This window comes from Leeuwenhoekiella sp. A2 (genome assembly GCF_047946655.1).
Taxonomy (GTDB): domain Bacteria; phylum Bacteroidota; class Bacteroidia; order Flavobacteriales; family Flavobacteriaceae; genus Leeuwenhoekiella.
This window is the reverse complement of sequence record NZ_CP172311.1, coordinates 3,709,540-3,731,245: the sequence shown is the minus strand read 5'-3', so window position 1 is coordinate 3,731,245 and position 21,706 is coordinate 3,709,540. Positions and strand designations below refer to the sequence as shown.

Genomic DNA, 21,706 nt, shown 5'->3' with positions numbered 1-21,706 from the left:
CGCCTGTTTTTTAAATAATGATCTAGGAATTTTATCCTAAATAGGTCTTTAACACCTTGCTTCGGGAAGTGTGTCTCAATCTGCGAATACCTTTTTCACGTATTTGTCTTACGCGCTCGCGACTTAGATCAAACATTTCTCCTATTTCCTGCAGGGTATGAGGTTGCTCACCACCTAGGCCATAGTTAAGTTTAATCACGTCAGACTCACGAGGAGAAAGGGTTTCCAGAGCTCTTTCGATCTCTGTTCCTAATGACTCTTGCAATAAATCTGCATCTGGATTTGGTGATTCACCAGATCTCAATACATCATATAAATTTGAGTCATTCTCGCCTTCTTTAAAAGGCGCATCCATAGACAAGTTACGACCGCTATTTTTCATAGCAAGTTTTACCTTTTGAACGGTCATATCAAGTTCTTTTGCAATCTCATCTGCAGAAGGTGGACGCTCAAGACTTTGCTCTAAGTAAGAATATGCTTTGTTGATCTTACTTATTGTACCAATCTTGTTTAAAGGTAGACGTACAGTTCTTGAATGTTCTGAAATAGCCTGTAAGATTGATTGACGAATCCACCAAACTGCGTAGGAAATAAATTTAAATCCACGAGTTTCATCAAAACGTTTTGCAGCCTTAACCAGACCTACATTACCTTCATTGATAAGATCTGGAAGTTTCAGACCTTGATTTTGGTACTGTTTTGCTACAGAAACCACAAAACGTAAATTAGCTTTCGTCAAACGTTCTAAGGCAACCTGATCACCTTCACGAATACGTTGTGCCAACTCGACCTCTTCCTCAGCATTTATCATATCGAGCTTACTCACATCCTGCAAATATGTATTGAGGGATTTCGATTCTCGATTGGTAACCTGCTTGGTGATCTTGAGTTGTCTCATATATAAATATGTTTTTAAGTTTAAAGAAGATGTATTATAGTGGATAAAAAAGGTAAAAACAAATTAATTGCGTATATTTATTATTTATTTAGCATATTAACACCTAAATCAATCTATTTTATGATTTATTTGGGTATTACTTAATTATCTTCATCCTTCTTTTTGCGCTTAAGGAATGAGAAAAAGCCTTTTCGTTCTTTTTCTGCATTTTCTTCCACAGCATCTTCCTCGTTAATTGTTTGCGCTGTTTCTATTCGTCGGCCTTTACTGTCAATTCTTACGGGTTCTTTGTCTGAATCATTATTACCGAATAAGTTTCTAAAAAGATAGCGTACAGATGTACTATCCTGTTTTATGCTTTCGCATGAAAGTGCACTTTCTACCTCTGGCGATGGGTGTGCAAATCTTGCTTTTGTAATTTTCGTATATGTTGTATCTGCATTAAGTCTGGTCATAAACTTTGCAAAGATAGGCAAAGCAGAATTTGCTCCTGATCCTAAACTTGTACTGCTAAATCCTATTCTATAATCGTCGTTACCTACCCACGTAGCAGTTATTAGCTGTGGCATAACACTCACAAACCAACCATCTTTGTTATCCTGTGTTGTACCCGTTTTAGCGGCAATGTCATTATTTAAATGATATTTATAACGCAATCTGTTAGCAGTACCTTCTTCTACCGTGCCCTGCATCATGTTAATCATAGCTTCTCGGGTAAAGTTGCTTATCGCTTTCTTTTCTGATGGCTCAGGGTTAAACTCTGCTATTATATTTCCCTCCCTGTCTGTAATTTTAGAAATGTAAATTGGCTTAACAGGTTTGCCATTGTTTGCAAATGGAGTATAAGCTGCAGCGAGATCACGAAGTCTTATTTCGGCAGTTCCTAAAGCTAATGAGGGCACAAATGGGAGTTTATCCTGTAAACCCATCTTTTTCGCCTGAGCGACCACTTTATCGATGCCTACATCAAGTAATACTTTTACTGCCACGGTATTCACAGAATGACTTAGCGCACCTTTTAATGAATAAGAAGTAAAACGACCTCCTTCATCGCTTGCATTAGAGGGTGTCCATATTTTATTATCAACTAAATATGTTTCTTCTTCAGCAGAATAATAGGAGCAGGGGTCTATGTCATTCTCTAATGCGGTGGTGTATACAAAGGGTTTAAAAGTTGAGCCTACCATGCGTTTGCTTTGGCTCACATGGTCATATTTAAAATATTGATAATCTATGCCACCTATATAAGCCAATATTCCACCAGAGTGTGGGTCTATCGCCATAAAACCGCAATTAAGAAGTGATAAAGAATGTGATAAGCTGTCTATTACAGAAATATTCTGTTTGTCATCATCACCATTCCAGTCAAAGATCTGGCGCATTTGTTTTTTACCGAGAGAATCAAGAATCTGTTTTTCACTAAATCCTTTAGCAGTAAGGCGTTTATATATATCAAGTTTTTTAATAGAAGGGTCTAAAATATTCGTACGTCTCCAGGGGGCATATTTACCATATGCTTTTTCATAAGTGGCCTGCAGCTCTTTCATATGGGTTTTCATACCTGCTTCTGCATATTGCTGCATTTTCTTATCAAGCGTTGTGGTAATGGTGAGTCCATCTTTGTAAAGGTTATACGCAGAACCATCTGGTTTTTTATAATCTTTTAAAATATTCTGTACGTCTCTTCTCACCAATTCTCTAAAATAAGGTGCAAGACCGTAATCGTCATAGCGTTGATAATGCAATTGTATGGTGTCTCGCGCCATATCTACAGTATCTTTTTGCGTGATATAGCCGTAATGTATCATCTGGCCCAGCACAACATTTCTTCTTTGCTTAGCCCTTTCGGGGAAGAGACGCGGGTTATAACTATGATTTGCTTTTAGCGTTCCTACAAGAATGGCGGCTTCGTTTAGATTAAGTTCGCGCGTTGTTTTATCAAAAAACTTTTGAGAGGCGCTTTCAATACCAAATGTATAATCTGGAAAGGGCACTGTATTGAGATAAAGGTTGAGAATCTCATCTTTAGTGTAAATTTCTTCTAAACGTTGTGCAAGTATAAATTCTTTGAATTTAGAAACAATAAGACCAATTTTACCACTGTCTTCACGGCCAAATAAATTCTTGGCCAACTGCTGCGTTATTGTACTACCGCCACCAGCAGAATCATCCTGTAATAGAAGGGTTTTAAAAAATACCCGCAGAAGACTTCTTTTATCAATACCATCGTGATCGTAAAAACGTGAATCCTCAGTAGCTATTAAGGCTTCTCTTAAATGTGCCGGGATTTCTTTATATGTAATGGGGCGCCTGTCATATATAAAATATTTTCCTATTACTTCACCGTTTCTGTCGAGCAACTGGCTCGCGAGAGATTGATTAAGATGTGAAAGCTGCTCTTTTCCGGGAAGTTTGCCCCAAACGCCAACGTATATACTAAAAAAGAATAAAGAAAATGCCAGAAAAAGACTTCCTGCCGCAAGAGTTAGGTATCTGGCCCATTTTCGCTCAAATAACCGATCTAGAAAAATACTTACTGTACTCCCTGCCTGTTTTAAGAAAATATAAGATTTTGGAAACCTATCAGCTACCGTTGATGAGAACTTGCTATAGCTGTGATGAAACCAATTACGAAGGGTACTTTTCATAAGATAATGCAAATAAAAGGATAGCCCTTATCTTAAGCAAATTGCTTTGTAATTCTTTAACATCTTAAATATTTTTAATTTCGTTGTAACATAATCACAAGAAAGTATACTTATAGTTATAATATCTTAGTTTTTAGACTTTAAAGGGAGGTTTTAAGAGCTTTTAGCCGGATTTTTTCGGGAGGTGCTTTTAAAAATTATAGGCTGTATTTAAGAAGGATTAAGTATTGCTTGTAGGTAAATAACCACTTAAGAGTTTATTAAGATGTTTAAAGAATTTAAGGGCTTCTATCTGGTTTATGCGGGATAGAAGCTTTTTACATTAAGGCTATATCGATCTCTTTCCCTAAAAAATACCCAAAGCCTCACTGTTCTCTTCCTAATTATTTCGGTTTAAACTATTTTTAAATTTTAGATCCTAATTATGTATTCTGAGATACGCCAACATATAGAAAAAATTATTCCGCTAAGTGATAAAGAATTTGATGAATTTAAAAGCATCCTTATTCCGGTTGAAATAAAAAGAAAAGAACAACTCATTAAGCCCGGGATGTATGTAGATACCGAATATTATGTGGTAAAAGGATGTTTAAAGGCTTTTCATACCTCAGAAACAGGTCATAATTCTGTAGTTCAATTTGCAATAGAAGATTGGTGGATAGCTGATTTTAATGCCTTTTTTAACGATTTACCTGCAAAATTGACCATAGAAAGCGTTGAGGATTCTTTATTACTTGGCCTAAAAAAATCTAATCTGGAAGAGCTTTATAGCAGAATTCCTAAGTTTGAGCGCTTCTTCCGCATAAAGACCACAAACGCCTATTTGAGTCTTACAAACAGAATTCAGTCTGGTTTAGAAAAAGACAGCAGAGAACGTTATATAGAATTTTGTAAGACATATCCCAGTATAGAACAGCGCGTGGCTAATTATCATATCGCTAGTTATCTGGGTATTAAACCAGAATCTCTCAGCAGAATTAGGCGAGAACTGGCAACTCTTAACGCATCTTAACTTGTTTTCAACCTTCATTAACAGGGTAGACTAACATACATCAATTTTACTCTCAGGTTTGCTCATTAGTTTTACTTTGAATTAAAAAACAGATACAATGAGTTTACAAAATAAGACAATAATAGTAACAGGAGCTTCAAGCGGAATAGGAGAAGCAACGGCAGAAACTCTTGCAAAAGCTGGAGCGAATGTGGTTATTACTGCCAGAAGAACAGAAAAACTTGAAAAATTAAAACAACGCATAGAAAGTGACGGAGGCAAAGCACATTTTGTAACTGCCGATGTTGTAAGCAAAGACGACTGGAAAAAGGTTATCACAGAAACTCACGATAAATTTGGTAAAGTAGATGCTTTAGTAAATAACGCCGGACTAATGCCATTATCTTTCATTGAAAATCTTCGTACAGAAGAATGGGATAAAATGGTAGATGTTAATATTAAAGGTGTTCTTAACGGTGTAGCTGCTGTCGTTCCTGATATGAAAGAAAATAAAAGTGGGCATATTATAAATGTCTCTTCTGTGGCGGGACGTAAAGTAACTCCATCCTCGGCAGTCTACTCAGCTACTAAGTATGCTGTACGTGCCTTAAGTGAAGGTATTCGTATAGAAATGGGGCCTAAGTACAATGTAAAGGTAACCTCAATAGAGCCGGGTTTTGTAGCAACAGAGCTAACAAACACCATTACAGATGAGGATGTGAAAAAGACAATGTCACAATTTGAAGATATGACACCTCTTGAAGGTCAGGATATAGCAGACTCTATTCTCTATGCATTAACACAACCAGACAGATCAAGCGTAAATGAGATTTTAATACGCCCTACAACTCAGGAAATGTAAACTGCTGATTATATAATAATTAAATCAAGCCCGATTAACTTATGTTGATCGGGCTTTTTTATGCCTAATTATCAACTCTAAAAAAATATATCATTTTATCATATTTTTAAGAAAATTATAATCCACTTTATGGGGAATGCCTATATCTTTATCATACTACAATTATAAATTCTGTATGTACGTTTTACTTATCTCCATCTTCGTCCTGGGATACCTGGGCATTGCACTTGAACATAACATTAAAATAGACAAAGCAGCCGCAGCCATCCTTACAGGTGTGATCTGCTGGACAGTTCTTATTATAGGTCAGGATACCCTTCTGGTGGAAACCACACCTGTAGCCGGAGCTGAAGAAACGGGTTCTTTTCTGGAAGAGACCTTGCTGGTACATATAGGTGAGATAGCAGAGATATTATTCTTTCTGCTGGCAGCGATGACAATTGTTGAACTTATTGATGTGCACAAAGGTTTTGAAGTTGTAACAGATAAAATTACTACCGCAAACAGGGTAAAACTATTGTGGATCATCTGTAGCATTACTTTCTTTTTCTCTGCTGCTCTTGATAATTTAACTACTGCTATTGTAATGGCAGCTTTATTAAAGAAACTTCTAAAGAAAAAGGAAGACAAATGGTTCTTTGGTGGTATGGTAGTTCTGGCTGCCAACGCTGGTGGTGCCTGGTCACCTATAGGTGATGTTACCACAATTATGTTGTGGATAGGAGGACAGGTAACCGCAGGACATATTATTACTACTGTTTTTCTGCCTAGTTTAGCCTGTCTTCTTGTACCGCTTATTGTTCTTACAATTAAGATGGGAGGAAGAACTGAACGTCCTGACAGTATAGTTGAAGAAAATCCACAACATCCTGCGGTTACAACAATGGAGCAGAAACTGGTATTTTGGTTAGGTATAGCGGGACTTCTCTTTGTTCCCGTATTTAAAAATGCGACACATCTCCCGCCATTTATGGGTATGCTTTTAAGTTTGGGCATTCTTTGGGTCACTACAGAACTTCTGCATAGAAGTAAAGAATACTCTAGAAAGTATCAACTCTCTGTATCAGGTGTTATTAAAAAGGTAGATACACCTAGTATACTTTTCTTTTTAGGTATTTTACTAGCTGTTGCTAGTTTGCAAACTGCGGGTGTTTTACAAGATCTTGCACAGGTTCTAGATGATACCTTTCACGATATTTATCTGGTAAATATTTTTATCGGTTTACTTTCTGCTGTTGTAGATAATGTACCGCTAGTAGCGGGAGCAATGGGTATGTACTCTTTAGATACTTATCCTACAGATTCTACTTTCTGGGAGTTACTGGCTTATTGTGCAGGTACAGGTGGTAGTGTATTGATAATTGGTTCTGCAGCTGGTGTAGCAATAATGGGCTTGCTTAAAATCGAGTTCATGTGGTACGTACGCCACATTAGCTGGATTGCTATTTTAGGCTATTTTGCAGGTGTTGCTGTATTGTACTTATTAAACTAAATAATCTAGCAAAGAACTGCGACATTAAAGAGACCAAGAAGTCCTACTACGAGAGCAGCGATCCCTATTGCTGCTTTAAACGGTGTTAAGCCATTTGATATTTTTTCTAAAAAATCTCCAATGGCAGGAACTTTCTCGAGGGATCCTGATAAAAGAGTAAGACCAGCAAGTATCCCTATAAGATCGTAAAGCGTACAAAAAGGTCTAAATATATAAATAATCCCTAAAATCAGGCTAATACAGCCAATAATCGTTCTAAATGGGGCCAAAATCCCTGCAGCTTTTGTGAAAATTTGGCTACTGCCGTCCCATCTGTCAAGTACACTAATCCCTAATAGAATACCGGCACAGATATTAGATATGTCAAAAATTGTTCCCATAAAGTCTTTAAAAATGCTAATATATGTACTTGAATTGAGAAAAGAAATCTTTTTGGTCTTTAGAAACTAAATCATAAAAAAAGCCGCAATTGCGGCTTTTTAAATAATATCTGAATTCTATTTTATTAGTTAGAACTCATAAGTGATAAAAATTTATCAAGATTTGGCAAAATAACAATTCTTGTTCTTCTGTTTTTCGCCATATTATCTTTACTATCATTAGGCACTAAAGGCATATAACTACTACGCCCGGCAGCAATTAGTTTAGAAGGATCAACATTATAATCATCCTGTAATTCTCTTATTATAGCCGTCGCACGTTGCACGCTTAAATCCCAGTTATCTTTAATATAAGAACCTGGTTTTACTGTTTTGTCATCAGTATGACCTTCTACCATTACTTCAATAGCCGGTTCAGAGTTTATAACATCTGCAAGTCTCTGTAAGAGATTATCTGCTTTTTTGCTTACTCTGTAGCTTCCAGAATTAAAAAGTAATTTATCAGAAACAGAAATCATTACGACCGTTTCATCAATAGAGATATCTACGTCGTCGTCTGAGGCTACATTACTATCTAAATTCTTTTTAAGATTATAAGAAATAGCAAGGTTCATAGAATCTTCAAGTGTCTTAGCTTGTGCCAGTTCACTTTGGTCAACATTCTTTAATGTTTCCCTCATTTTATTTTTTGAATTATTCGACATAACTCCCAGATTATCTACCAGGTCGTATTTCTCATCATTTGAGCTTTGTAATGAATTAATTTTAGCATTGTAGTTCGCTACACGTTCTTGTATCGCGGCATACTTTGCTTCAATCTCTTCTTTTTCTACTTGTGTCTTTGTAAGAGTTCCTCTTGTGTTATAGTATTCGCTTTGCAGTTCTGCATATTTCTTTTTAGAAACACACGATGTAATTAAAACAGAGGAGATGATGGTTAATGTTATGATCTTTTTCATTGTAAAGTTTTTAAAATTGTAAGTTCTATAACAGGTTATGCTTCTTAATTATTTCTTTAAAAAGCCTATTGTTGTGTTAAAAAAAAATGCTGCATGGTAAAACCATACAGCATTTTGATCACATTATTATTCTTTAAACTACTGTATATCTACAAGTTCAAGATCAAATACTAGTTCTTGTCCTGCAAGAGGGTGATTAGCATCTATCACGATAGTTTCAGGTTTTACTTCTGCTACACGCAACTGTCGCTCGCTACCATCAGGATTGCGGGCTACAAGACCCATCCCAACTTCAGGATTTATTTCTGGCGGAAGTTCAGTCTTTGGGATTTCCTGAAAAAGATCTTTTCTTACTTCACCATAGGCCTCATCCTGAGGTATAGTAACTGTTTTTTTCTCATTAACTTTCATGTCAATAAGACCTTTTTCAAAACCAGGAATCAACTGTCCTTCTCCTAATTTTATCTGTAAGGGCTCTTTATCTACAGAGCTGTCAAAAATTTGACCGTTGCTTAATTTTCCTGTGTAATGTACCTTAACGGTATCATTAGCTTTTACTTGACTCATAATTTTTATTTATCAATTTCTAAAGTGCGGAATGTAAGCAAAGGCATTTCTAATACCTGAATAATAACGTTAAAAATCGGTCTAAAATAGTTAAAAATCAGATTATTAGGTTTTTATAAAAATTGCTTTTCAGCGAAAGTTTATGGAGTATAAATAAAAAAGCACCAGCGTAAAACTGATGCTTTTATAATAAAATATGTAATGCTTATTTCTTAGCTCGCTGAATCTTAATGATTTTCGTGACAACGTAATATCCTATTAAAGCGATAACAAAATACCACAAGTAAGATACAGGTTCTCCTTTACCGCCTACAGTTGTGAAAAGACGTTCCCATCTTATTTTATTAAAGAATCCCTGCGCGTTAGAATCCCAACTCATCCAGATAAATACAGGTTTACCTACGACATGATTTTCTGGTACAAATCCCCAGTAGCGGCTGTCTTCAGAATTATGGCGATTATCGCCCATCATCCAGTAGTAATTTTGCTTAAAAGTATATTGAGTCAGGGGAGAACCGTTTAATAAAATATCGGTTCCATTAAGAGATAGTTTATTATCAACGCCCATTTCTTTGCCTTCATAAACCTCAATTATGCGTTTATATAAAGGTAAATTCTCCTGATTGATATCTATTGTCGCATCTTTTTTAGGAATGTAAAAAGATCTCATTTGATCTCTGTTACCCAAACTTGCACTGCCACCGGGAAAAATACCGGGTTCTGACTGATCTTCTGGTGAGATATAACGTTCTAAAGAGGCAACATTAGGATGATTACGGAATGCTTCAGCTCCCTTTTCTGTTATAGCTCGTACCTGAAAAATATTTTGATTAACAAAACCCACACCGTCTGTAATATCATAACGTTCATATAGATTTTGAGTATTGAAGCCACTACCTTTTGCACGACCTACGTAACTAAACTGCGGTTTTGCTCTTTCTGGTAATTGTAACGGTTCACCATTTGTATATACCTTACCATCTACAATTTTTAAGCTATCGCCAGGCAGTCCCACGCAACGTTTTACGTAGTTTGACTTTTTGTCAATAGGCTTGTAATAATGCTGTCCATTATTATAGGGTCCCATTTGATTAACAGTATCAACCGGCCAGCCAAAAACGACAATATCATTGCGTTCTATATCCTGAAAACCGGGTAATCTAAAATAGGGCAGCTGTGGCCAGGTGGTGTAAGATCTTGTTTTAATTACGGGAATTGTATCATGCACCATTGGGAAACTCACAGTAGTCATAGGTGTGCGAGCGCCGTAGTGAAATTTACTTACGAAAAGAAAATCGCCTACCAGCAATGTTTTTTCAAGCGAAGAGGTAGGTATTGTAAAAGGCTGCATGACATAGGTATGCACAATCGTAGCCGCGACAACTGCAAAAAGCAGCGAAGAAATCCATTCTCCGGAGGCGCTTTTTGGCTTTAAAGAGCGATTTTCAACATATTGGGCATCTGTCGCATAATTAATATAGTAGAGGTAAAGACCTAAAGTTATGATTGCTAGAAAAGTATCTGTGTAGGTATTCTTACCAAAGCTACGCGCTGTTTCTACCCAGATAACCGGAAACATAATTAAGTTTACGATGGGTATAAAAAGTAAAATAACCCACCATTTAGGTCGGTTAATGATCTTCATAAGAATGATTGCGTTATAAACAGGGACTGCAGCTTCCCATGCTTGTCTACCTGCTTTTACGTATAATTTCCATGTGCCTAAAAAGTGTACTACCTGTATAATTAAAAAGAATAGTAACCATTGTGTCATTGTCATAAGCTGATGCTTTTAATATAGGTATGCTTTTATAAGTTTTGGTTACAGTTTAGCCTAAACTTAATACGTCTTTCATAGAAAAGACGCCATTTTTATCTACAATCCATTCTGCAGCAATAACGGCCCCCAGAGCAAATCCCTGCCTGCTGTGAGCTTTGTGCTCTATTGTAATATCATCTACATCGCTCGTATATTTTATACTATGCGTTCCCGGTACTTCTCCTTCTCTTATAGATCTAATGGTCACCTTATCTTCCTCTTCTTTGTCAAGAAGCCAGCCGTTGTGGTCTGTATTTTCTATAATACCTTCTGCAAGTGTGATAGCGGTACCGCTGGGAGCATCTAATTTATGTATGTGATGAGTTTCTTCCATACTTACATTATAATTAGAAAGCTTTGCCATCATTTTAGCAAGCTGTTTATTTAATTCGAAAAATATATTAACACCTACACTAAAATTTGATGCATACAAAAAAGCACCATTTTTATCACTGCAAAGTTGTACCATCTTATCGTAGTTGTCTAGCCATCCTGTGGTGCCTGAAACAACAGGAACATCAGAATTGAGACATTGGGTAATATTTGCTACAGCTGCTTCAGGAATACTAAAATCTATAGCAACATCTACACCATTAAGGTCAAAAGAATCTTCCTTATCAATGCGACGCACTATTTTGTGACCACGATCTTCTGCTATTGTGGCAATGGTTTTTCCCATACGCCCATATCCTAAAAGTGCAATATTCATTTTAAAAATTATAGGTTAAACTAAGACCGAAATTGGTTGAGAGACTATAGTTCTCACGGCTTATAAAAGGATTTAAACTAAGTCTGTCGTCAACATTGTATTGTGACAAATGCGCATCTACATTAGCCTCTACGATCTGTAAAATATATAAGCCGGCCGTTACGAGTATAGATAGTTCTTTACGGCGTCTAAAAAAATCCTGAGCATCAAGAAGGTTATCTTCGGTATATACCTGAGTAACTGTTCCGTCTTCGGCCACCACCGTGAACTCGTCTATTCTTCCGGCAATTCGATCTTTATAAGCAGTCCGGTATTTTTGAAACTGATCATCGTTATAAACAGCAACTGCCACTCCTGTGCCTAATGCAGCATAAACAATAGGTATTTTCCAGTAGTCTCTGTTATATGCCTGCCCCAAACCTGGCAAAACTGCAGAATAGAAAGCAACTTTTGCAGGCTTAAGAGGTCTGTAGTTGTCAATATAAGTAGTATCCTGAGAAGTTACTGTAGGCGTATTGGCTTGATCCTGAGCTATAGCGTTAAGAATGAAGCTAAAAAAAGCAATAAATAATAATGTTTGCTTGTTAAGCACCTTGTATCAACTTTTGTATGCGTTTAAAATCTTCTTCTGAAGTGAACGGAATAATAAGCTTGCCATTGCCTTTTGGGGCAATTTTTACATCTACCTTGGCGCCAAAATAATTAGCAATTTCTTTTTTTCCTTCTTTCACAAATTGTGGGATACTTGGCTTGGCAGCAGGAACGGTTTTGTCTTTACTTTCTTTATAACCTTTTACAAGAGCTTCTGTTGCTCTTACAGATAAAGAATTACCTATTATCTTTTCATAGATATCGAGCTGATCTGATGTATTCTCAATATTTATAAGTGCTCTACCATGACCCATAGAAAGAAAACCATCTCTCATACCTGTTTGGATTATAGGATCAAGTTTCAATAAACGCAGGTAGTTAGCAATAGTAGATCTATTTTTACCTACACGATCACTCATTTGTTCCTGAGTAAGATTTATCTCTTCTATAAGGCGTTGATACGAAAGCGCGATCTCGATAGGATCAAGGTCTTCGCGCTGTATATTCTCAACCAGAGCCATTTCTAAAGACTCCTGATCGTTTGCTATACGTATATAAGCAGGTATAGTCTCCAGACCTACGATCTTAGAAGCACGAAAACGTCTTTCCCCTGATACAAGCTGATATTTACCAAAACTTATTTTTCTTACGGTAATAGGCTGAATCACTCCTAATTCTCGTATAGAGGAAGCAAGTTCTTTTAAAGCGTCTTCATTAAAACTACTTCGAGGCTGAAAAGGATTGACTTCAACAGCATTAAGGTCAAGCTCTACAATATTTCCTACTACCTTATCTGCACCTTTATCTGTTGCTGTTTTTATATCGTTATCAGGATCTTTGAGGAGAGCAGAAAGCCCTCTTCCTAATGCCTGTTTCTTAGTAGCTTTAGCCATTATTACGCTTCGTTTTTCTTTATTATCTCCTGTGCAAGACTTAAATAGTTAGAGGCTCCTTTACTTCCCGCATCATAATTTATGATACTTTCCCCGTAACTAGGTGCTTCACTCAAACGCACGTTGCGCTGTATAATTGTTTTAAAGACCATCTCATCAAAATGCTTCTGCACTTCTTCAACAACCTGGTTAGAAAGTCGCAAGCGCGAGTCGTACATAGTAAGTAAAAGCCCTTCTATGTCAAGATTTTGATTGTGTATCTTCTGTACACTTTTAATTGTATTCAATAATTTACCCAAACCTTCAAGGGCAAAATATTCACATTGTATAGGTATTATTACAGAATCTGCAGCAGTTAGAGCGTTTAAAGTTAAAAGCCCTAATGAAGGAGCACAATCAATCAGGATGTAATCGTAACTATCTTTTAAATGCTGTATAGCTTTGCGCAGCATGTATTCTCGCTCATCCATATCTACTAACTCGATCTCGATAGCCACGAGGTCTATATGTGATGGAATTAGTGACAGGTTAGGGGAGTCTGTAGGGATTATAGCATCTTCAGCTTTGCTGCTGTGCTCTAGTAATTGATAAGTACCTATCTCAATACTTTCTACATCTATACCAAGACCAGATGTTGCATTGGCCTGTGGATCTGCATCTATCAATAATACTTTTTTCTCAAAGACTCCTAAGGAAGCTGCCAGATTTACTGAGGTTGTAGTTTTACCTACACCACCTTTTTGATTCGCAACAGCGATAATTTTACCCATACGATTTGAGACAATTTAGGGGTAAAAATACGATTTAATATGGGCATACAAAATGCTTTTTGTTAACAGTGTTAACAACAAAAAAGGGGAGTTCTCATGAACTCCCCTTTATCAAGCGATTATATATTTTAACCTTCTTCTGGCATTAATATACCCAGAAAATAATTTTGATCAAGATATTTATTAGCTACATCCTGAATTTCTTTTGTGGTGAGTGACTTGATTTCATCTTCAAAACTGATGACCTCATCCATATTCTTATCTTGTTGATCAAGGGTTTGCAAAGTAGTTAACCAGTATCTGTTTTGTTTTACTTGTTCTTTGTGCGCCTGCAAGTAGGTTTCTTTTACTTTATTAAGATCGGTTTCTGTGGGACCATCCTTTTTAATTTTTTCTACTTCGGTAAGGGCGGCTTCAATTAACTTATAAACATTCTCAGGTCCGCAAGGGAAGGAGATCGTAAAAGTTACATTGCTAAAACTTATTTTGCTCATGCTGCCTCTGGCACCTACGCCATATACACCGCCTATTTCTTCCCGTAATTGCTCAACCAGTTTAATGGTTAAAATTTCACCCAGAGCGTCTATAGCCACTTCCTCATCTTCATCGTACGGGGTTTCTTCTTCCCAGATGATACGCACCTGGCTTTTAGGATCTGTACCTTTATTTACGACTACTTTTTGATATTCGTCTTTTTCTCTAAAGGTGGTGGCTTTCCATTTTTCATTGCTATTATTTGAAGGAAGACCAGCTAAATATTTCATAGCGTATTCTTTCAATTTACTCTCATCTACATTCCCTACAAAATAGAAATGAAAATCACCGGGATCTGCAAAACGCTCTTTATATTTCGCGTAAGCAAGGTCATAATCTGCCTCATCCATTTTTTCAGGTGTCGGAAAACCGATGAAACGATCGTTACCTTCATTACGTATTTTACCTATCTCATTCTGGTAATAGTAATTAGGATTTGCCATAAGATTGCCCATAAAACTCTTCTGCTTGCTCATGTAAGAATTAAAGGCTTCTTGATCTTTATTGAGATCTGTAAAATACAGATAGACCATCTGGAAGAGCGTTTCAAGATCTTTAGGTGCTGCCTGCCCGTTAAAACCTTCGGCGAGATTAGATATATAAGGTGATACGCTTACAATCTTACCGCTCATCATCTTGGTAAGATCATTTTTTGAAAGACCGCCTATGCCTGCCTCGTCAAGACCCCCATTAGCGAAAGCTGTAGCGATATAATCTGCATCATCATACAAACTTGTTCCTCCCGGACTATAAGCGCTAAAAAGTATCTCATCGTTCTTAAAATCGGTGATTTTATATGAAATTTTAGCCCCGTTGCTAAGTGTCATCGTTTTAAAATCAAGGTCGATATTATTAACGATTTTGGTGATTTCTCCCGGTTTTGGGGCGTTTTCTATTAGATGTTCCCGAATGGCTTCATCTTCATAAGGTTGAAGTGCTTCATTTTGAACTTCGTCAAGCAGTACGAGTATTTCAGATTCTTCTATCGGTTCAAGACCTTCTTTTTCAGGACCGGTTAGTATGATAACCCTGTTGTTATCGTGTAGAAATGAGTTTATTAATCCATTAATCTCACTTAGCTGTACTGTAGGCAAGATTTGTTTGTAAAAGTCATATTCCCACTCGATACCAGGAATGGGTTCATCTTCAAGAAAGTTATTTATATATTCTCCTACCACGCGGCCACTTTCTATTTTGTCACGGTCTTTGTAGGCTCTTTCCATACGAGCCAGAATTTCTTTTTTAGCACGTTCAAATTCACCTTCTTTAAAACCATAACGTTTTACGCGTTCATTTTCTTCAAGAAGAGCTTTTAAACCAGCTAATTGTCCTTTTTCACTTGTGTTAGCAAAACTTTGATAAGCATTTTTATCTCTGGCATAAGTGCCACCGTAATATGAATAACCAAAAACAAATGGCGGGTTAGCACTGTTTCTTAATTCGTCTAGCCTATTATTCAGCATTGTAGAGAATAAACCACGCACTACCAGATCTTTGTAGTCTTTTGTAGTTGTGGCTACAGGCTTTTCAAAAGTGTCTTTATACATGACCTGCACCTGACTAAACGGAGCTTCTTTGTCCTGAGCTACTGTCACAAACGTTTCTTCATGATTGGGAAGGTCAAAGGATTTTCTTGCTTTAGGTGAAGCAGGTTTTTCTATTTTGCCAAAATGTTCTTTTATCTTTTTTTCGAGGGTAGCAACATCAAGATCACCCACAGCGACCACCGCCATTAAATCTGGTCTATACCAGTCTCTATAGAATTGTCTTAAGGTCTCATGATCAAAATTCTCAAGAATGTCTTTCTTACCTATAGGCATGCGTTCTGCATACTTAGAGCCGTAAAGCATTTTAGGCAGGTATTCCTGCAACATGCGCTTGTCTGGACCTAAACCCAGCCTGTATTCTTCAAGAACGACACCGCGCTCACCATCTATGGCTTCATCTGTTAAAGTGGTATTATGTGCCCAGTCCTCAAGAATCTGAAACCCTTTTTCCAGCTTCTCAGGATCATCACTTGGTATTGGCAAAATATAAACGGTCTCATCAAAACTTGTGTAAGCGTTCAGGTCAGCGCCAAATTTTACACCTATACTTTGCAGGTAATTTACAAGGTCATTTTTCTGAAAATTCTTGGTCCCATTAAAGTTCATGTGCTCCATAAAATGAGCAAGACCTTGCTGCTCATCATTCTCAAGTATTGAACCTGCATTAACAACAAGGCGTAATTCTACTTTGTCTTCAGGTTTCCCGTTATTGCGAATGTAATACGTTAGACCGTTTTCTAACTTGCCAATTTTCACATTAGAATCTGTGGGGATTTGCCCTTCAGGTATGGGCTTACTTGTAATTTCCTGCTCTGTGGTTTGTGCTTTACCTACAAAAATAAAAAGAGAGCATGCCAGCAGAGCGGGGAGTAGTCTATTCCTCATAATGCATAGTTAATTGATTAATAAATGATGAATTAAGCGTAAGAGGGGAACTATCTTATTGAATTACAATATACTATTTTTATTAATTATTCTTTTTAGCCTTGATCATAGCTTCCAGTTGATCCCAAAGTTCTTCAGGAATTTGTTGAAGAATATTAAATTGTCCTGCTCCTTCCAGCCACTCACCGCCATCAATAGTGATCACTTCGCCATTTACATAAGCAGAAAAATCTGAAACAAGGTAAGCAGCCAGATTTGCCAATTCCTGATGATCACCCACGCGACGCAGTGGTACTTTCTTGGCCAGATCAAATTTATCTTTTAAATCTCCCGGGAGTAACCTATCCCACGCACCTTTAGTAGGGAAGGGGCCGGGAGCAATGGCATTTGAGCGTATACCGTATTTTGCCCATTCTACCGCCAGAGAACGTGTCATTGCAAGAACTCCTGCTTTTGCAGTAGCACTAGGCACCACATATGCAGAACCCGTCCAGGCATAGGTGGTGACTATATTTAAAATGGTTACACTTTTTTGTTTTGTTTCTATCCAGTGTTTACCAAAAGTCAGCGTACAGTTTTTACTTCCTTTTAAAACTATATCTATAATCACATCAAAAGCATTTGCAGAAAGTCGCTCTGTGGGCGAAATAAAATTGCCGGCAGCATTATTAAGCAGCACATCAACTTTACCAAATTCTTTAATAACGCTATCTCGCATAGCCTCTACCTCGTCATAATTACGCACATCGCATTGTACAGGAAGAACCTTACCGCCGGTTTCTTCTTCCAGCTCTTTTGCGGTCGCTTTAAGCTTGTCAAGATTGCGAGATGAGATAGCCACCTGCGCGCCAAGCTGCAGAAAGTATTTTGTCATTGATTTACCCAGACCGCTGCCACCGCCGGTTACCACAATCGTTTTTCCTTTAAGAGCGTCATCTCGAAGCATTTTGTCTGTGTACATCTTATTATAGTTTATATTAATATGCTACTTGTTATCTCTGGCAGCTTTAGTGGAATAGTTTAAATTGAAAGCTATTCTTCTTAATCGTCAAAAGTCTGAAGCAACAATTCTAAAATCGAAATTGCCGCTTCACTAATTTTGGTTCCGGGACCAAAAACTGCCACGGCGCCTGCATCAAAAAGAAACTGGTAATCCTGCTGCGGTATCACACCGCCTACAATTACCATGATATCATCACGATCTAATTTTTTGAGTTCGTTTATCACTTGTGGCACCAGCGTTTTGTGTCCACCGGCCAATGATGAAATTCCTAAAATATGAACATCATTCTCTACTGCCTGTCTTGCCGCTTCTTTAGGTGTTTGAAATAACGGACCAATATCTACATCAAAACCTACATCTGCATAGCCGGTTGCGATCACTTTCGCACCTCTGTCGTGCCCGTCCTGACCCATTTTAGCGATCATAATACGTGGTCTGCGACCTTCAAATTCAGCCAATTTGTCTGCGAGCTGTTGGGCCTTTTTAAAAGTCTCGTCGTTACTTATTTCTTTGCTATACACGCCGCTAAATGATTTAATTTGTGCCTTATATCTGCCAAAAACCTCCTCTAAAGCTAGTGAAATCTCCCCTATGGTTGCTCTTTCGCGTGCAGCTTCAACTGCGAGATCCAGTAAATTACCTTCGCCGGTTTTGGCACAAGTAGCCAGTTTTTGAAGGGTTTTAACCACTTTTTCACTATTTCTACCCGATTTTACTTCGGCAAGGCGTTTTAATTGCGATTGCCTAACCGCTTCATTATCAACTTCCAGAATTTTAAAAAGGTCTTCATTAAAATCTGGTTTGTATTTATTAACGCCTACAATAACATCTTTACCGCTATCTATACGCGCTTGCTTAATTGCAGCAGCTTCTTCAATACGCAGTTTAGGAATTCCTTTTTCTATTGCTTTTGTCATACCACCCAGATCTTGTACTTCTTCAATTAGCTCCCAGGCTTTTTGCACGATCTCGTGGGTGAGATTTTCTACGAAATAGCTTCCAGCCCAGGGATCAACGGTACGGGTTATCTGTGTTTCTTCCTGCAGAAATATCTGTGTGTTTCTGGCAATACGCGCCGAAAAATCTGTAGGTAAAGCAATCGCTTCATCGAGTGCGTTAGTATGCAAACTTTGTGTACCACCAAAGGCAGCCGCAGCAGCTTCTATTGTGGTTCGCGCAACATTGTTAAACGGGTCTTGCTCAGTAAGACTCCAGCCGCTTGTCTGGCAATGTGTTCTTAAGGCAAGCGATTTAGGATTTTTAGGATTAAACTGTTTTACAATTCTTGCCCAGAGCATACGGGCGGCGCGCATTTTTGCGATTTCGGTAAAATGATCCATACCTATTGCCCAGAAAAAGGAAAGTCTAGGGGCGAAATTATCTATGTCGAGACCGGCATTTATGCCTGTGCGCAAGTATTCTAATCCATCGGCTAATGTGTATGCCAGCTCGATCTCACAAGTCGCGCCTGCTTCCTGCATGTGATAGCCCGAAATAGAAATTGAGTTAAACCGGGGCATTTTCGCGGAAGCATATTTAAAAATATCTGAAACAATACGCATTGATGGGCCAGGAGGGTAGATGTAGGTGTTGCGCACCATAAACTCCTTTAAAATGTCGTTTTGTATCGTACCAGATAATTGCTCTGGTTTAACTCCTTGTTCTTCTGCGGCGACAATATAAAAAGCTAGAATAGGAAGCACGGCACCATTCATCGTCATTGAGACAGACATCTGGTCAAGAGGGATTTGATCAAAAAGTATTTTCATATCCTCAACGGTATCGATTGCGACACCGGCATTGCCCACATCACCTTCTACGCGCTCATGATCACTATCATAACCTCGATGTGTAGCAAGATCAAAAGCCACAGACAGCCCTTTTTGCCCGGCTTTAAGATTTCTTCTGTAAAAGAGATTGCTTTCTTCTGCTGTAGAAAAACCTGCGTACTGCCTTATAGTCCATGGTTTTCTTACATACATTGTACTGTACGGGCCGCGTAAGTATGGTGGCAAACCTGCAGCAAAATCTAAATGTTCTATATCTTCTAAATACTTTTTAGAATCTTTAGTTGCATCAGATTTATTAAATGTGAGATGTTGCAGATTTTTACGCATATTGTAATTTTTGATCTGTAATTAAAGAAGTATTTCTATAAATTGATCTAATGTTCAAAATACGATTTCCTTGGTAATTAGTAAACGATAAATTTTGAAAGTGGTTATTCAGTTTTCTCAGGTAAATCGTAAAGGCGCCCGTAATACGAATCCAGCGCGATATAAATAGCAAGATATTTGTCTTTGCCTGCTTCATTAATGACATTGCGTATGCGGCGTTCAAGTATAGTAGGGCTAAGAGCATTGACCGATTTTAATGAAGAAATTGTCGTTTTTAAGCCTGAATTGCTGATATTTTCCAGCAGGCAGGACACAAATGGATGATCGTAATTGAGAACACTTTTATCATTTCCCGGGAGCCAGAGACCTTCTATATTTTTAAGTTCCTGCATAACCTCAAGCGTATGAGGAGATACCATTTCGCCATAAGGCGCTTTACCGCTCATCCCGTAATAAATGTATTTACGGTATGCATTTCTGGTATCGTAGAATTCTGTGGTGTATTTTTTTGTGATATCGTCTTCAAAAGAGAATAAAGCTTCTTTTATAAGGGTAGAATCTATTTGATCGCAGGATATATCAAGCGTTTCATCACTATATTCAAATTTTAAACTTTGTTTTTTTCCACAGGAAACAATCAGAAAAATGGCACTTAGAAGAACTAAAAAATTGAAGAGAGATCTATTCATTCTGTAAACGTTGTTTTTCCTTTTCTTCTGCCAGGCGCTTAGGAATTATAGGTATTACTAAGGTTTTTCTGGGATTTATCTTTAGAAACGGATATAACTCAAGGTCGTTTTTCATACGATCATCAAGATTAGGATGCTTGTTAATGCCTAATAAAACGGTGTTGTCTGCATCAAAATCTGCCTGTTCTTTTTGTGCACTTTCTTTTATTTTACGCTGAATTGTACCGGCTTTCAATAGTTTTAGAAATCCGCCGTCTGCTTCAATTTTTTTGAAAAGATCAAGAGCTTTTTCTGCAAATTGGCGCGTAAGCGTTTCTACATAATAACTTCCCGCAGCAGCATCTTTTTTAGAATCAAAATAACTTTCTTCTCTAAGAATCAATAATTGATTGCGTGAAATGCGTTGCCCAAACTCGTTTGTTTTATGATATAGTGCATCATACGGCAAATTTGTAACGGTGTCTGCACCTCCTAAAATAGCACTCATACATTCTGTTGTCGTGCGCAGCATATTTGTGTTGTAATCGTAGATTACTTTATTGCGTTTTGCAGGAGAAACGGTGATGTGGCATTTTGTAGGTAAACCGTATTCTGCAGCAAGTTGAGCGTATAGCAGTCTTAAAGCTCTAATTTTTGCGATCTCAAAAAAGTAATTTGAAGAAACTGCCAGATTAAAAGTGATAAGCTGGTCTTTTAACTCGTGCTGATATGCATTTAAATATTCATTGGCTTGCGCCAAAGAATACGCTAATTGTTGAACGATAGTTGCGCCGGCTTCAAGATAAGGAGATGCATCTATCGTCAAAATCCGGTTATTTATGCCTAAAATCGACTGTAGATCGCTAAAATCATGTTCCATATTATTGAACCAGTTTCCCGAAACTGCAAGATTGCCTATAATATCAATGCCAAAAAACACCGAAATAGACCGATTTTTAGCCTCCAGAGCCAGATTTTTTAAAAATTCTTTGTCTAAAAATGAAAATCTAAAATATAGAGTTACAGACTTATTTTCAATTGCTGAAAAGAGAATTGAAACATCAAAAGGTTTATCGGCTTTAAAGATAATGGTCTGAGTACCTTTTGCAAGCACCTCATTTGCAGTTCTGGCAGAAACTTTAGGATCTAGTATAAAAATTTCTTCACCTATCTTCCAGTCTTCAGGATGGTCGGGGATAGGAGTGTTTTCAATAAAATCTTCGCTGCTGTAAAAGGGCTTTACATCAATACCTTCTTCTGTATTCCATACCAAAGTCTTATTATAATCTGCACCTTTAAGATCGTACTGAATCTTTTGTTTAAAGGCTTTTGCAGAGACGGTATCAAATTCAGAAAACAGGGATTTACTCATA

At 37.5% G+C, this 21,706-nt stretch carries 18 protein-coding genes; 3 read left to right on the top strand and 15 right to left on the bottom strand.

Translation table 11 applies throughout. From position 1 onward, the window contains the following. Positions 1–31: 31 nt before the first annotated feature. Together ACH3PA_RS16410 and ACH3PA_RS16405 are read right to left on the bottom strand one after the other, a co-directional pair. Positions 32–898: a sigma-70 family RNA polymerase sigma factor gene (locus ACH3PA_RS16410; protein ID WP_416442157.1), complete on the bottom strand. Its 867-nt coding sequence runs from the start codon at positions 896–898 to the stop codon at positions 32–34. Positions 899–1,038: 140 nt separating this feature from the next. Then, positions 1,039–3,546: a transglycosylase domain-containing protein gene (locus tag ACH3PA_RS16405; RefSeq protein ID WP_416442156.1), complete on the bottom strand. Its 2,508-nt coding sequence runs from the start codon at positions 3,544–3,546 to the stop codon at positions 1,039–1,041. Positions 3,547–3,970: 424 nt separating this feature from the next. On the opposite strand from ACH3PA_RS16405, the gene ACH3PA_RS16400 reads away from it, so the two are divergent. The 3 genes from ACH3PA_RS16400 (at position 3,971) to nhaD (ending at position 6,891) form a co-directional block, all read left to right on the top strand. Continuing rightward, positions 3,971–4,558 (top strand): Crp/Fnr family transcriptional regulator, encoded by a 588-nt coding sequence (locus ACH3PA_RS16400; RefSeq protein ID WP_416442155.1) that lies wholly within the window; start codon positions 3,971–3,973, stop codon positions 4,556–4,558. Between the two features lie 97 nt (positions 4,559–4,655). Next, positions 4,656–5,399: an SDR family oxidoreductase gene (locus ACH3PA_RS16395; RefSeq protein ID WP_416442154.1), complete on the top strand. Its 744-nt coding sequence runs from the start codon at positions 4,656–4,658 to the stop codon at positions 5,397–5,399. Positions 5,400–5,574: 175 nt separating this feature from the next. Next, complete coding sequence (nhaD, locus tag ACH3PA_RS16390; protein WP_416442153.1) at positions 5,575–6,891, top strand: sodium:proton antiporter NhaD; 1,317 nt, start codon at positions 5,575–5,577, stop codon at positions 6,889–6,891. A 5-nt stretch (positions 6,892–6,896) separates the two neighbouring features. On the opposite strand, the gene ACH3PA_RS16385 is transcribed toward nhaD, so the two are convergent. The 13 genes from ACH3PA_RS16385 to ACH3PA_RS16325 form a co-directional block, all read right to left on the bottom strand. Further along, on the bottom strand, positions 6,897–7,271 hold the full coding sequence (locus tag ACH3PA_RS16385; protein ID WP_416442152.1) for a hypothetical protein: 375 nt from the start codon (positions 7,269–7,271) through the stop codon (positions 6,897–6,899). Positions 7,272–7,396: 125 nt separating this feature from the next. After that, the gene (locus ACH3PA_RS16380) at positions 7,397–8,230 is read right to left on the bottom strand and encodes an OmpA/MotB family protein (RefSeq protein WP_416442151.1); all 834 of its coding nucleotides are present in this window, start codon (positions 8,228–8,230) and stop codon (positions 7,397–7,399) included. A gap of 138 nt (positions 8,231–8,368) precedes the next feature. Then, positions 8,369–8,797, bottom strand: coding sequence for an FKBP-type peptidyl-prolyl cis-trans isomerase (locus tag ACH3PA_RS16375; protein WP_416442150.1), 429 nt, complete (start codon positions 8,795–8,797; stop codon positions 8,369–8,371). A gap of 205 nt (positions 8,798–9,002) precedes the next feature. Further along, entirely contained in the window at positions 9,003–10,577 is a 1,575-nt protein-coding gene (gene lepB, locus ACH3PA_RS16370; protein ID WP_416442149.1) for a signal peptidase I, read from the bottom strand. Between the two features lie 49 nt (positions 10,578–10,626). After that, positions 10,627–11,325 carry a 4-hydroxy-tetrahydrodipicolinate reductase gene (gene dapB, locus ACH3PA_RS16365; protein ID WP_416442148.1) on the bottom strand — a complete coding sequence of 233 codons (699 nt, stop codon included), beginning with the start codon at positions 11,323–11,325 and terminating at the stop codon, positions 10,627–10,629. A gap of 1 nt (position 11,326) precedes the next feature. Continuing rightward, positions 11,327–11,917, bottom strand: a complete 591-nt coding sequence (locus ACH3PA_RS16360; RefSeq protein ID WP_416442147.1) for a DUF5683 domain-containing protein — start codon at positions 11,915–11,917, stop codon at positions 11,327–11,329. Continuing rightward, the gene (locus ACH3PA_RS16355; protein WP_416442146.1) at positions 11,910–12,809 is read right to left on the bottom strand and encodes a ParB/RepB/Spo0J family partition protein; all 900 of its coding nucleotides are present in this window, start codon (positions 12,807–12,809) and stop codon (positions 11,910–11,912) included. The genes ACH3PA_RS16360 and ACH3PA_RS16355 overlap by 8 nt, the downstream gene beginning before the upstream one ends. Before the next feature lie 2 nt (positions 12,810–12,811). Next, positions 12,812–13,579 carry a ParA family protein gene (locus ACH3PA_RS16350; protein ID WP_416442145.1) on the bottom strand — a complete coding sequence of 256 codons (768 nt, stop codon included), beginning with the start codon at positions 13,577–13,579 and terminating at the stop codon, positions 12,812–12,814. 128 nt (positions 13,580–13,707) lie between these two features. Then, positions 13,708–16,545 (bottom strand): M16 family metallopeptidase, encoded by a 2,838-nt coding sequence (locus ACH3PA_RS16345; RefSeq protein WP_416442144.1) that lies wholly within the window; start codon positions 16,543–16,545, stop codon positions 13,708–13,710. Positions 16,546–16,627: 82 nt separating this feature from the next. After that, entirely contained in the window at positions 16,628–17,506 is an 879-nt protein-coding gene (locus tag ACH3PA_RS16340; protein ID WP_416442143.1) for an SDR family oxidoreductase, read from the bottom strand. 80 nt (positions 17,507–17,586) lie between these two features. Beyond that, a complete protein-coding gene (scpA, locus tag ACH3PA_RS16335; protein ID WP_416442142.1) occupies positions 17,587–19,665 on the bottom strand; it encodes a methylmalonyl-CoA mutase in 2,079 nt (692 codons plus the stop codon). A gap of 104 nt (positions 19,666–19,769) precedes the next feature. Beyond that, entirely contained in the window at positions 19,770–20,354 is a 585-nt protein-coding gene (locus ACH3PA_RS16330) for a hypothetical protein (protein WP_416442141.1), read from the bottom strand. Next, on the bottom strand, positions 20,347–21,705 hold the full coding sequence (locus tag ACH3PA_RS16325; protein WP_416442140.1) for a methylmalonyl-CoA mutase subunit beta: 1,359 nt from the start codon (positions 21,703–21,705) through the stop codon (positions 20,347–20,349). The genes ACH3PA_RS16330 and ACH3PA_RS16325 overlap by 8 nt, the downstream gene beginning before the upstream one ends. Between the last annotated feature and the right edge of the window lies 1 nt (position 21,706).

What these genes read in the sequence shown, in the direction of transcription:
- ACH3PA_RS16410 (WP_416442157.1), bottom strand. Translation starts at nt 898, where the DNA reads ATGAGACAACTCAAGATCACCAAGCAGGTTACCAATCGAGAATCGAAA.
- ACH3PA_RS16405 (WP_416442156.1), bottom strand. Translation starts at nt 3,546, where the DNA reads ATGAAAAGTACCCTTCGTAATTGGTTTCATCACAGCTATAGCAAGTTC.
- ACH3PA_RS16400 (WP_416442155.1), top strand. Translation starts at nt 3,971, where the DNA reads ATGTATTCTGAGATACGCCAACATATAGAAAAAATTATTCCGCTAAGT.
- ACH3PA_RS16395 (WP_416442154.1), top strand. Translation starts at nt 4,656, where the DNA reads ATGAGTTTACAAAATAAGACAATAATAGTAACAGGAGCTTCAAGCGGA.
- nhaD (WP_416442153.1), top strand. Translation starts at nt 5,575, where the DNA reads ATGTACGTTTTACTTATCTCCATCTTCGTCCTGGGATACCTGGGCATT.
- ACH3PA_RS16385 (WP_416442152.1), bottom strand. Translation starts at nt 7,271, where the DNA reads ATGGGAACAATTTTTGACATATCTAATATCTGTGCCGGTATTCTATTA.
- ACH3PA_RS16380 (WP_416442151.1), bottom strand. Translation starts at nt 8,230, where the DNA reads ATGAAAAAGATCATAACATTAACCATCATCTCCTCTGTTTTAATTACA.
- ACH3PA_RS16375 (WP_416442150.1), bottom strand. Translation starts at nt 8,797, where the DNA reads ATGAGTCAAGTAAAAGCTAATGATACCGTTAAGGTACATTACACAGGA.
- lepB (WP_416442149.1), bottom strand. Translation starts at nt 10,577, where the DNA reads ATGACAATGACACAATGGTTACTATTCTTTTTAATTATACAGGTAGTA.
- dapB (WP_416442148.1), bottom strand. Translation starts at nt 11,325, where the DNA reads ATGAATATTGCACTTTTAGGATATGGGCGTATGGGAAAAACCATTGCC.
- ACH3PA_RS16355 (WP_416442146.1), bottom strand. Translation starts at nt 12,809, where the DNA reads ATGGCTAAAGCTACTAAGAAACAGGCATTAGGAAGAGGGCTTTCTGCT.
- ACH3PA_RS16350 (WP_416442145.1), bottom strand. Translation starts at nt 13,579, where the DNA reads ATGGGTAAAATTATCGCTGTTGCGAATCAAAAAGGTGGTGTAGGTAAA.
- ACH3PA_RS16345 (WP_416442144.1), bottom strand. Translation starts at nt 16,545, where the DNA reads ATGAGGAATAGACTACTCCCCGCTCTGCTGGCATGCTCTCTTTTTATT.
- ACH3PA_RS16340 (WP_416442143.1), bottom strand. Translation starts at nt 17,506, where the DNA reads ATGTACACAGACAAAATGCTTCGAGATGACGCTCTTAAAGGAAAAACG.
- scpA (WP_416442142.1), bottom strand. Translation starts at nt 19,665, where the DNA reads ATGCGTAAAAATCTGCAACATCTCACATTTAATAAATCTGATGCAACT.
- ACH3PA_RS16330 (WP_416442141.1), bottom strand. Translation starts at nt 20,354, where the DNA reads ATGAATAGATCTCTCTTCAATTTTTTAGTTCTTCTAAGTGCCATTTTT.
- ACH3PA_RS16325 (WP_416442140.1), bottom strand. Translation starts at nt 21,705, where the DNA reads ATGAGTAAATCCCTGTTTTCTGAATTTGATACCGTCTCTGCAAAAGCC.